This window comes from Priestia sp. 179-F W1.4 NHS (assembly GCF_045369295.1).
GTDB classification, from domain to species: Bacteria; Bacillota; Bacilli; order Bacillales; family Bacillaceae_H; genus Priestia; species Priestia zanthoxyli.
In genome coordinates, this window is record NZ_JBIQFF010000008.1 from 1 (window position 1) to 12,340 (window position 12,340).

Here is a 12,340-nt window from a genome sequence, read left to right on the forward strand (position 1 = left end):
AAAAAATAAAAATTAACGTTGACGTTTGTCGCTTTGTTCAGTTTTCAAAGTTCAACCGCCGCTCTTAAGCGACTTTATTATCTTATCAAGTTACCGACGTAATGTCAACAACTTTTTAAAATTCTTTTTTCAGCTTCGTTGTTACTGTTATGTCTCAACGACGCTTTATAATAATAAAATATATCTTTATTAAAGTCAACAGTTTTTAACAAAAAAATTCGAAATCATTACTTTTTGATTCAGATGGCTGTTTTATCTAGATCATATCATCATATTATAGGCAAAAGCTAGGTTTAAACTTTGCCTTCTCTATTCTTGAACCCTTTACTTTTTTCAATTTCTTCATTATACGAAGAAATTAAAAAAGAGCTGTCCATTAGACAGCCCCTTCTTATTTCCCTTTAAAACTAGGTCTTCTCTTCTCAGCAAATGCTTGAAGCGCCTCTAGACGATCTTCTGTCGGAATCGTTAACTCATATGCTTTTCTTTCAATTTGCAAACCAGTCTGCAAATCGGCCTTCATTCCTTCTTTGATAGCAAATTTTGCTTGCTGAAGTGCAATTGGCCCATTTTTTAATAAAAGCGAGATAAAAATATCTATTGTTTCTTCTATTTGATATCCAGGAGCTACCTTCGTTACTAGACCACATTCTTTTGCTTCTGATGCCGTGAGGCGCTGAGCTGTTAAAATTAGTTCCATTGCTTTTGCTTCACCAACTAGGCGAGGGAGACGCTGTGTTCCTCCTGCGCCTGGTATAATCGCTAAGCTTGTTTCCGTTAAACCCATAAGCGCTTCTGTTGAAGCGATCCGGAAATCACATGCTAAAGCCAGCTCCATTCCTCCTCCAAATGCATATCCGTTGATGATTGCTATCGTTGGCTGAGGAAGCTGCTCTATCTTAGAAAACACTTCTCCTATTTTGTAAATATTGCGCTTTACCTCTTGATCAGAGAGGGTTTTACGTTCTTTTAAATCCGCACCTACACTAAAAGATTTTTCACCTGCCCCTTTAAACGTCACAACTCGAATATCTTTTTGAATACGAATTCCTTCAATTACTTCTTCCAATTCTTTAAGCATATCGTAATTAAAAGCATTCATCGCTTCCGGACGGTTCAGTATCACATGGGCGACGTGTCCCTTTATTTCATAAGAAATAGATGACATTCTTTTACCACCTCCAAATTGGAATCGCTTTCATTTTATCGCTCCTGAGATACCTGCTGCTTCAGTGCACGCCTTAAAATTTTTCCCGTTGTATTTTTAGGAAGTTCTTTTAAAAATTCAATTTCACTTGGCACTTTATATTTAGCAAGGTGCTCTTTGCAGTAGGCAATAAGCTTCTCTTCCGTTATCTCTTGATTATTGCAAACCACGTAACACTTCACACATTCACCTAAAGAAGGATCAGGAACTCCGATAACAGCCACTTCTACAATATCCCGATGCGCATATAGCACTTCTTCTACTTCGCGAGGATAAACATTATATCCTCCTACAATAATTAAATCTTTTTTACGGTCAACGATATAAAAATAACCTTCCTTATCCATTCTTGCTAAGTCACCTGTATACAGCCAACCATCTCGGAGAGCATATTCCGTATCTTCAGGAAGCTTATAATACCCTTTCATCACATTAGGGCCTTTGACGATAAGTTCGCCAACTTGTCCTACTTCTACTTCTTTTCCTAGTTCATTTACCACTTTATTTTCAACATTCATAATAGATGTGCCTATAGAACCTGCTTTTCTCTCTCGATCAATCGGATTGAAACACGTCACAGGAGAAGCCTCAGATAATCCATAGCCTTCTGCTACCATGACCCCAAACTTACGTTCAAAATGGGTTAGAAGTGCCACCGGCATTGATGCCCCGCCTGATATACAAAGCCTTACCGTGTGAAAGTGCTCTTTTTTCCCTTTGTCATGCTGAAGTAAAAAATTATACATTGTCGGAACGCCAGCAAAAATAGTCGCTTGTCGATTTTGAATTAATTCAAATATAGAAGATGGACTGAATTTTGGTTCAATTAATATCGTTCCTCCATTCATTAAAGGCGCATTCAATGAAACAGTTAAACAAAATACGTGAAACATCGGCAAAGCAGCTACGACTCGGTCATTCCCATTTATACTTAAATAATCTGCTACGTCTTGAGCGTTTGAATAAATATTCTTATGCGTAAGCATAGCTCCTTTTGGTTTTCCAGTCGTTCCTGACGTATACAGAATGATGGCCACATCTTCTTCTTTTAACTCGAGAAAATCATATGTAGCTTCCCCTCTGTTTACAACTTGCGAAAACGTGTGAAAATAAGAAGGTATACTTTCCACTGTATCTGTCGTTTCACATAAGATAACGTGTTCCAAAAATGGAGTGTGTCCAATGATTTTTTTTAAAACAGGGAGAAGTAAATCAACCGCAATAACTGCTTTTACATCTCCATCCTGAAGCATGTAGCTAATTTCATCCGCTGTGTAAATAGGATTAATGGGTATAACAGTAGCTCCTACTCGAAGAGCACCGTACAATCCAATAACAAAATGAGGCGAGTTGCCGACAATTAAAGCGATATGATCTCCTTTTTTTACACCTAATTGCTTCAGACCATTAGCAAACTTAGATACCGATGCATCAAGATCTGCATAAGATGTTTCCTGATCCATAAAAACATATGCCGATTTTTGCGGAAATTGCTCAGCTGTTTTATGAAGCTGTGCTGACAAATTCATCTCATAACTTCCTCCTTTTAATAACGAATGAATGAACAACCATTCATTATTAAGTCATAATAATGGAAAAATTCTTACTTCTTCTATTCTATTATAATGTTACTGCTGTTCTATTGACAAGACTCATCTGTTTAAAAAGAAAAAAAGCCTGATGTGGCAGACTTTTTTCTTAATAGATTAATTCAACAAACTCTTCTTTTGTAATATTACCAAAATAATGTGGAATATCGATGTCCTCTAAGGCTTGTTCAATAGAAGCTTTTTCATAACGAACACCTGTTAATTTTTCCTGTACTTCCTGGACATCTCCCACTCCAAAGAAATCTCCATAGATGGTGCAAGCATCGATTTTCCCTTTATTCACTTCCAAACGAACGTCAATTTGTCCCACAGGAAAGCGGTGAGAGTGCTGTAAGTTAAATTTAGGTGATTTTCCATAGTTCCAATCCCATGACTGATAGCGCTCTTTAGAAATTTGATGAATCGTTTCCCAATCTTTTTCCGTTAGTTTATATTCTGTTATATTTTCTTCTCCCTCAAAGATATACCGAAGCAGCATTTCTCTAAATTCTTCCACCGTTACTTTCTGTTCTAAAAATTCACTGATATTCGCTACTCTATTTCGAATAGACTTAATGCCTTTGGATTCAATTTTATCTTTTTTTACTTTTAACGCTGATACCACGTTTTCAATCTCTGAATCAAAAAGAAGAGTTCCATGGCTGAACATTCTTCCTTTCGTCGAAAACTGAGCATTTCCAGAAATTTTACGTCCTTCCGCCATTAAATCATTTCGTCCGCTTAACTCAGCATTGACTCCTAATTTCTTTAACGCTTCCACGACTGGCTCGGTAAACTTTTTAAAATTATGAAAGCTATTTCCATCGTCTTTCGTAATAAAGCTGAAGTTTAAATTTCCTTTATCATGATAAACGGCACCGCCTCCAGATAGACGTCTCACTACATGAATATGCTGATCTTCAACATATTTTGTATTAATCTCCTCAATGGTGTTCTGATTTTTTCCAATAATAATAGAAGGTTCATTAATATAAAACAGCAGATATGTCTCATTAATATCTAGATGCTTGAGCGCATATTCTTCAATTGCTAAGTTAATTCGGGGATCATAATTTTTTTGATTATCAATAAATAACATTCATTTTCCTCCTTGTTATTCCCATACGTATCCTGATTCAGCTAACGTGAGCGTACCTCCATAACGAGCAGCAGCTTCCTCTACTAGCTGTTGGTGTTCTCCGTAGTGTGGAAGGTGAGTAAGCATGAGTTGTTTGACACTTGCTTTAGAAGCAAGTGTACCGGCTTCTGTACTTGTCATGTGTCCAGCACCGCTTCCATCTTGGCTAGCATAAAAGTTACATTCACAAATAAGAAGATCTGCATTTTCTGAGAAAGAAACAAATTCTTCTAAATAGCTCGAGTCCGCTGTGTACACGACGGTTTGATTGCCAGCACTTATTTTCATGGCATAACAAACGACTGGATGTTTCGTTTTCATAAATTCGATTGTAAAAGGCCCAACGTCAAGTTTTTGACTCGGATCGTACTCTACTCCTTTGGTAATTCCTTTATGAGTAAGTTTGTTGAAGCTTTCCTGATCATATGTATGTCCGTAAATAGAAAGTTCCTTAACAGCGTTCCCTAGATGAGTCTGAATGAGGCGAGCATATTGAAATACTCCGACATCAGCCACGTGATCATGATGGTAATGAGATAAAATCATCGCATCTATTTCTTCTGGTTTTGCATATTTTTGCAGCTGAGCCAATGCACCGCTTCCACAATCAACAAGCAGCTGAAATCCATCGTGCTCAACTAAATAGCTAGAAGTAGCTTCTGAAACAGCAGGATATCCTCCCCAAAAACCAATAACAGTTACTTTCATTTCAATCACCCTTTCGTACTATTTTTATTACGTTCAGTATACCCTACTTTTTTTTGAAAACTAACTGAAAGATACTCGTTTTGCCTATTTTATCGAAATAACTCATTGTTATATAACAAATAACCACTTAGAATAGCAAAATAGGCTAAATTGTTATAAAACATAATTGACATTTCAACATCTGTTATAATACAATATTAGTAACAAAAAACAACGGAGGGGATTTAAATGTTAGAAAAAATGACTGAATTTTTCAAAAGATTACCCAATAAAAAGTGCGTAGAATGCGGAAACGACATCGAGGAACAGCATGAGTGCTACGGAAACAAATGCGATCACTGCCTAGATATCATGAAATAAAAAAAGCTGAAACTGTTTTATAACAGTTTCAGCTTTTTTTATACGGTCAAACTGCGATACTCGTTTGGCGTAATGCCTTCTACTTTTTTAAACACTTTTCGAAAGTATTTATCATCATGATATCCAATCATATTCGCAATTTCATAGATTTTTAGTTCTTCATTTAGTAAAAGTGATTTGGCTTTATTCATTCTGACTTTCACCATATAATCTGAAATATTTTCTTGAAATTCTTGCTTAAACTTTCTCGAAATGTATTCACGGCTTAAATAGAAACGTTCCGATATTTCTTGAAGCTTCACATCTCGATGAAAATTTTGCTGCAAAAATTGTTCGATCTCATAAATAACGTCGCGATTGTTTTGCTTGCTATACCTTTTTACTACTTTTAAAAAACGCTTTACTTCACGCTTTTTTCTCTCTACATACTTTGCTAGCTGAAACTGCCCATCTTGGTTATAGAAAAAAGAAAGAACATATTCAGGACCATTACTTATCGTATAAGGAATGTGATATCTTTTTAACCAATGCTGGCTTAACAGCTGATATTCCTGCTCAAAATGCAGAATTTGCTTTAATGATAGATAATTTTGTGCTTCAAAAGCTGTGATAATTTCGTTGAATACCGGCAAAAAAGCTTCAAACTTCCCTACTTGCAGCGCCTCTTCAATTTTACTGTTATAATCCATCATATTTATTAATAAAGCACTTGCTAAAACGTCTTGCTCGCCGTAGACCTTCACTTTATTTTGATCAAGAACATTGCTTAATAAAAGCGAATTTTTCGCATGTTCATAGGATTTCATTAGCTGATCAATAGAAGAGACTTTGCATCCTCTTGCAATCCGACAGCTCACGTCTAACGTACGGCGAATTGCTGTATGTAAAGTCGTCAGCAAAGAGGTTATGCGTTCAAAATCATTCCAAAATATAATGATAATTTCCCACTTATTTGATAAATAACGGAAGGCTACCCCATTTTCTTCTGCCATCAGCATTTCATTGATTACATTTAAAATTGAAAAATAGGCTAAATCCCGGTCACCGCCAAAAGAACGAATAATGGATTCATCTACACGTACAATCCCCACTTCATATTCTCTAGTCAGATGGAAACCAAACTCTTCATAGATTGATTGATTTAGCAAATAATTGTTCATTAACTGCGTCAGTTTTCGATCTCGATAAATCGGCTTCATTTCATTGATTAAACGATAGCTGCTATTATGGACTTTTCTGGACTCTTCTTCTTTCTTCCATTGGGTTACAGCTCGTACAAGGGTATCGTTTAAAATCGAAGGATCCACTGGCTTTAGAATATAATCCGTACTTCCAAAATGAATAGCTTTACGCATATAGTGGTAGTCATCATACCCTGTTACCACAATCGTTTTGCTAGAAGGTGAATTCTCTTTAATCCACTCCAACAAAGCAATTCCATCGATATTAGGCATCTTCATATCAGTAAAAATGATTTCCGGTCCGTGATCCTCAATAAGCGCAATCGCTTGCTCACCGCTATCAGCTTCTATCACATCTGTAATTTCATGCTCTTCCCACTGTCCAAGGAGCTTTATTCCTTCTCTTACATGCTCTTCATCATCCACGATTAATACTTTCATCACTATCCCTCTTTTCTTCAATTGTTGTTAGCTTTATGACAACGGTAAAATCGTGATTTTCTTGACTGCTAATTTGCAGTGAAGCATGATTTCCATAGTAGATGCGAAGTCGTTCATAAATGTTTTGTAACCCAATATGCTCATCTGTTTGATTATACGATTGCTGAAGTCTCGTTTTTAATTGATTCAACTCTTGCTCTCCTATCCCTTTTCCGTTGTCAGAAACAGTTAGAATCAGTTCTTCTCCGTTTAACTTCGCTGAAATCAACAGCTTTCCGCTTCCTGTGCGGGTTTCGAATCCATGTTTAAAAGAATTCTCAACAAGAGGTTGCAAGATCATTTTCGGTATTCGCATAAGCTCTGCCTCTTTTTCGATATTTAACTCATACTCAAACTTTGAACCAAACCGCTGCTTCTGCAGACTCAAGAAAGCTTTTACGTGATCGACTTCTTGCTTTAAGCTAACGATATCCTCTTTCATATTCATGCTGTAACGCATAATGTGAGAAAGTGAGGTTAATAAAGAATATACTTCAACTGCTTTATGCTTAAGGGCAAGAGTTCCAATCGATTGAAATGCGTTGTATAAAAAATGCGGATTAATTTGTGACTGCAGCACTTTTAGCTGCGTTGATTTATTTTCTAATTCCAATCGAAATTTACGTTCAATCAAGTCATTAATTGTTTCTACCATAGAGGTAAAATGCCTTCCTAAAACACCAAATTCATCGTTTCCAAGCGACTTAAACCGGACCTCAAATGATCCTTTTTCCACTTCTTTCATATTGCGAATCAATACGTTAATCGGCTGTGTAAAACGGACCGATATAAAAAGCGTCGCGATAACGAGCATACACAAAAATGGCAGGCCAATTAATACATTCATAAGTGCTGTCTTTCTTGCATCTTCATATAAAACACTGTAAGGAATTCGCTTCACAATGTATAAGTCCTCAAAAGGCTGTTTAAGCTTTTCATACATTAATACGCCTGAGAAGCTTTTATCTTCCCATTCCATGCTGTGATCCTCTTGAGACGTAAGCGCCTTTAGCCACGGGTAGTTTTCGTTTTTTCCAATAACCTTTGAATCCGAAGAATACAAAACCTTCCCTTTATTGTTCATTAAATAAAAATCTTCTGACTCTTCATTATATAAGCGCTGCGATATAGATTGAATTTGTGTCATGTTAATGTCTAAAGATAGATAAGCTAACAACTTGTCTGATGGAATTTCATCAATCCGCTGATGAAAGCTAATAACTTGATTCGGCAGTGAGTCAATTAACGTTGATAAATTATTGTAGCTATAAATTTCATGGGTAGGCTCAATGGCAAGAAATTTATGATGTTTATTTAAATAAGAATAGTAAGGCTGGGTGTAAATATCATCGTACTTCCCTCTGCTGCTCACTTTCGAATTATAAGCTGTATACGAGTCATGCCCGTTCTCAATATAAAGATGGAGCTGTTCAATCTCTGGACGAGTATTATATAAATAAAGAAGAGTGCGTGATATTTCCAGTTGATTGGCTCCTAAATCACTTGATACGCCTTCATCTAACACTTTAATAAATGGGTGGTAGCCGTACAGCCTTTTTGTAATATTAGCAATTTCATTTAAGTAATCACTCAAATCATTGCTTCCATTTTTAATAACTTGATAGTTGGTAGAAATAAATCGATTCTTAACCGTTTCTTTTGTGTATTGATACGTAAAAATCGTTGAAATTAAAAATGGAATAACGGTTGCGAATAAGAAAAACAAAATTAATTTCTTGCGTATGCTCCAGCCTTTCACAAATAACCTCCTTTGACTAATGTCATACATTATGACTATTATTATACATTAAAAGCGCTTTCAATTAACTATTATTTTTTCATAACTATGAATCTAACCAGCTATTTTTTCACACTAAAAAGTCCGCGTTTTCCACGCGGACTTTTTGGTTATTTTTTCATTTTTGCCCAAATTGCATCTAATTTCTTCATAAATTCTTCTTCCGTCATTTGTTTGCCTGCGTAAGACTGCATTGCTGCGCCTACTTCCTGAACCGTTCCTTCTGGATACTTAAACCAGTTCCAAGATAATGTTTTACCTTCTTCAGAGTATTTTAAGATGTCATCAGATAAAGAATCGATTCCTTTTCCATCGATGTTTTTGAACGCTGGAATGAACTTGAACTTTTCAACTAAGAATTTTTGACCTTCTTTAGAAGAAACCATCCAATTTAAGAATTCCTTCGCTGCTTTTTTATCTGCATCTGGCGCATTTTTGTTCACTACCCAGTTATTTGGAACTCCGATTGCTAATTTATCATTTTTCTTCGCATCGTTGCTGATTGGCATTGGAATAAAGCCCATTTTCATATCCGGATTGATTTTCGTGATCATATTTACCGTCCAGTTACCTTGTTGCATCATCGCTGTTTCACCAGAAGCAAATTGAGTAACTTGTGTATTGTAATCCGTCGTTAATGGATTTTTATTTCCATACTTTAACGTTAAATCGAACAGATTCATAAATTGCTTAAACGTTTCATTGCCTTCAAATTTTGCTTTTCCTTCGTTTAGACCTTTAATAAACGCATCTGGATCATCTTGCTGCGCCATTGGAATATTAAATAAGTGGTTACCTAGCACCCACCACTCGCCGTATCCGTTAGAAAATGGCGTAATGCCTTTTGCTTTAAGCTTTTTAGAAGCTGCTTCTAATTCCGACAGCGTCTTAGGCAATTCTTTAATGCCTGCTTTTTCAAATAAATCTTTATTATAAATAAAACCATAACCTTCTAAGTTTAGCGGCTGACCATAGATTTTCCCGTCCATTGTCATCGGTTCTTTAGCGATATCATACAGATTATCTACCCACGGCTGATCAGACAAATCTTCTAATTTATCCTTCCACGTTTGCGCTTCTTGGAACCCTCCATTATTAAAGATATCAGGTTCATTTCCAGAGGCAAACTGTGCTTTTAATGCTGCACCATAGTCCGCTCCTCCGCCGACTGTTTGGATGTTAAACTTTACGTTTGGATGTTCTTTTGTATATTCATCCGTTAATTCTTTCAGCTGATCTGCAATTTCCACTTTGAACTGGAACATATCAATAACAACTTGATCACCTGAGCCTGTTGATTTACTTGCTTTTGAATCCGTACCTGAGTTTGAACATGCTGTCGCAAATAAAAGTGATGTTGCTAACACGCCAGACATTATTGAAAGCCTTTTCATTTTCATTCGTTTTGCCCCCCTTGATATCTATCTCTCTTTATTTTACCGATTCTAGGACATTTGAACAGGTAACAATATTGAACAACCGAGTGGAAAATATTGAACACCCCCCTTCAGCACCCTTCGACAGGTCTTTCTTCTTCCGCAAAAATTTCTATAAAATTTTTATCTGTTTTATTCCACCTAATAACATTTATAGACAAAATTATGTTAATATGTAGAGTGATAGATTCATAAGAAAATTTATGAATTTTTTTAACTTGTATAAACAAAGTGAAGGGGTTTACATGAAAACTAAAAAGCGCAAAAAAACACATGTCTCATTTCGAATTAACTGGCTGTTTATTGTGGTTTTCCTGCTTTTTTCTGCACTCATTTTACGATTAGGCTTCGTACAGATTGTGTACGGAGAGAACTATAAACGAGAAGTTGAAAAAACAGAAGATGAAACGGTAGATTCACCGGTTCCTCGCGGAAAGATGCTAGACCGCTATGACCGCGTTATCGTGGATAATAAACCGTTGAACGCTGTCACGTACACGCGTTTGAAGGGCGTCACTCAAGAAGACAAGCTAAAAGTAGCTAAAAAGCTTGCCACTCTTATTGATGTTCCTGTTACAACAGACGTGTTTGGCAAATCGGATAAAAAGAAAGATAAAAATACGATTAAGCTAACAGAACGCGACTTAAAAGATTATTGGATTGCAACTCATCCAAAAGCAGCAGCGAAAAAAATTACCGCAGCAGATAAGCAAAAAGTAAAAGAAGGTCAGCTTTCTGAAGATGATTTGTATCCTCTTCAGCTGAAGCGCATCACCAAAAATGAACTTTTATCGGTGAAAGATGACCTTGAAGTGATTGCTATTAAAAGCAAGATGGAAGGCGGCTACGCGTTAACCGCTCAAATTATTAAAAGCGGCTTAACAGATAAAGAGCTTGCCGTTATTAGTGAACAATTAGGGAACTTGCCAGGCGTTGATACAACAACTTACTGGGACCGTATGTATACATACGATGGCTTACTTAGCACGCTGCTTGGTAAAATCACATCGGCAGATGAAGGATTGCCAAGCGAAAACTTACAGTACTACTTGTCCCACGGCTACAGCCGTAACGATAGAGTAGGAAAAAGTTATTTAGAAAAACAGTATGAAGACGTTCTTCGCGGTCAAAAAGCTCGCGTGCAAAACATAACGGACCGCTCTGGCAACTTAGTTAGCCAAGAGACCGTTACAGAAGGTCAGCGCGGCAGTGACTTAATTTTGACAATTGATATGGAGCTGCAAAAGCAAGTCGAAGATGCTTTAACAAAAGCTGTGACTTCTGGAGACAAAGGAACACGATTAATGGACCGAGCGTTTGCTATTATGATGGATCCTCATACAGGAGACATTTTAGCGATGGGCGGAAAACAGCTTGTTACTGATAAGCAAACCGGAGCACGTAAAGTACAAGACTTCGCTCTTGGTAACATGACAACTTCTTATGAAGTAGGTTCTGCGGTTAAAGGAGCGACCGTTCTAGCAGGACTTGATTCAGGCGCTATTCAGCCTGGTACGGTTTTTTACGATGCGCCGATGAAGTTTGCTGGAGGAACAATTAAAAAATCGTCTCATCCAATTGGAGCAACAGGTATTCAAAAAGCTTTGGAACAATCATCAAACGTGTTCATGTACCGTACGGTTATGAGCATGGCTGGCGAAACATATCGACCTGGCGGAAAGCTGAATATTCCCCCATCTATTTTTAACAAACTGCGCTCATACTATAGCCAGTTTGGTCTTGGAATTTCAACTGGAATTGACCTAGAAAATGAATCGACGGGTATTCGTAACAGCGTCACAAACGAACCGGGTAAAGCGTTGGATTTTGGTATCGGACAGTATGATACGTACACACCGCTTCAGCTTGTTCAGTACATCTCAACGATTGCTAACGGTGGATATCGCATGAAACCGCACTTAGTAAAAGAAATCCGCGAGCCTGAGCTTGATAGCGAGCTAAAAGGAAGTATTCAAAGTTCTGTTGAACCGGAAGTGTTAAATCGTATTACGATGAGCCAATCAGAAATTGAAATTGTTAAACAAGGTTTCCGTCGCGTAGTCACAAATGGAACTGGTAGAGCTCTAGGAAACGGAACAGCATATGCAAAATACAACATTGCTGGTAAATCAGGTACAGCTGAAACCTTCAACAAAGGGGTCAGCGTTCGTAACTCTACATTCGTTTCATACGCGCCTTATGATAACCCCGAAGTAGCCGTAGCGGTTGTTATCCCTTCTGCTTATGTAGCCGGAACTTCGAATTCATTAAGCAAAAAAGTTACTGGTGAAGTTATTAAAGCTTACTTCGACCTTAAGAAACAAGGCGAAAAAGAAGTAGAGCAAAAAGAAGAAGATGCAAAAACAGGAAATACAGAATTAAACGGCGTAAAAAAAGATGATAATGAACAATAACAAAAGGTCTCGTCATGAGACCTTTTTTG

At 37.1% G+C, this 12,340-nt stretch carries 9 protein-coding genes; 2 read left to right on the forward strand and 7 right to left on the reverse strand.

Going from position 1 to position 12,340, the window contains the following annotated elements; genetic code table 11:
• Positions 1–391 precede the first annotated feature (391 nt).
• The 4 genes from ACH0CI_RS23705 to ACH0CI_RS23720 form a co-directional block, all read right to left on the reverse strand.
• Positions 392–1,168 carry an enoyl-CoA hydratase-related protein gene (locus ACH0CI_RS23705; RefSeq protein ID WP_047751671.1) on the reverse strand — a complete coding sequence of 259 codons (777 nt, stop codon included), beginning with the start codon at positions 1,166–1,168 and terminating at the stop codon, positions 392–394.
• A 35-nt stretch (positions 1,169–1,203) separates the two neighbouring features.
• Positions 1,204–2,736 (reverse strand): fatty acid--CoA ligase family protein, encoded by a 1,533-nt coding sequence (locus ACH0CI_RS23710; RefSeq protein ID WP_028412536.1) that lies wholly within the window; start codon positions 2,734–2,736, stop codon positions 1,204–1,206.
• A 169-nt stretch (positions 2,737–2,905) separates the two neighbouring features.
• Positions 2,906–3,895 carry a lipoate--protein ligase gene (lplA, locus tag ACH0CI_RS23715; protein WP_049162875.1) on the reverse strand — a complete coding sequence of 330 codons (990 nt, stop codon included), beginning with the start codon at positions 3,893–3,895 and terminating at the stop codon, positions 2,906–2,908.
• 15 nt (positions 3,896–3,910) lie between these two features.
• The gene (locus tag ACH0CI_RS23720) at positions 3,911–4,642 is read right to left on the reverse strand and encodes an MBL fold metallo-hydrolase (protein ID WP_224980773.1); all 732 of its coding nucleotides are present in this window, start codon (positions 4,640–4,642) and stop codon (positions 3,911–3,913) included.
• A 228-nt stretch (positions 4,643–4,870) separates the two neighbouring features.
• On the opposite strand from ACH0CI_RS23720, the gene yhfH reads away from it, so the two are divergent.
• Entirely contained in the window at positions 4,871–5,002 is a 132-nt protein-coding gene (gene yhfH, locus ACH0CI_RS23725) for a protein YhfH (RefSeq protein ID WP_013055337.1), read from the forward strand.
• A gap of 38 nt (positions 5,003–5,040) precedes the next feature.
• On the opposite strand, the gene ACH0CI_RS23730 is transcribed toward yhfH, so the two are convergent.
• The 3 genes from ACH0CI_RS23730 to ACH0CI_RS23740 form a co-directional block, all read right to left on the reverse strand.
• Positions 5,041–6,624 carry a response regulator gene (locus ACH0CI_RS23730; protein ID WP_176345055.1) on the reverse strand — a complete coding sequence of 528 codons (1,584 nt, stop codon included), beginning with the start codon at positions 6,622–6,624 and terminating at the stop codon, positions 5,041–5,043.
• Positions 6,602–8,422, reverse strand: coding sequence for a cache domain-containing sensor histidine kinase (locus tag ACH0CI_RS23735; protein WP_406902359.1), 1,821 nt, complete (start codon positions 8,420–8,422; stop codon positions 6,602–6,604). Before ACH0CI_RS23735 ends, ACH0CI_RS23730 begins: the two co-directional genes overlap by 23 nt.
• 149 nt (positions 8,423–8,571) lie before the next feature.
• Positions 8,572–9,861: an ABC transporter substrate-binding protein gene (locus tag ACH0CI_RS23740; protein WP_033580638.1), complete on the reverse strand. Its 1,290-nt coding sequence runs from the start codon at positions 9,859–9,861 to the stop codon at positions 8,572–8,574.
• A gap of 281 nt (positions 9,862–10,142) precedes the next feature.
• Here ACH0CI_RS23740 and ACH0CI_RS23745 point away from each other — a divergent pair, with 281 nt between their 5' ends.
• On the forward strand, positions 10,143–12,311 hold the full coding sequence (locus ACH0CI_RS23745; protein ID WP_406902360.1) for a peptidoglycan D,D-transpeptidase FtsI family protein: 2,169 nt from the start codon (positions 10,143–10,145) through the stop codon (positions 12,309–12,311).
• Positions 12,312–12,340 lie beyond the last annotated feature (29 nt).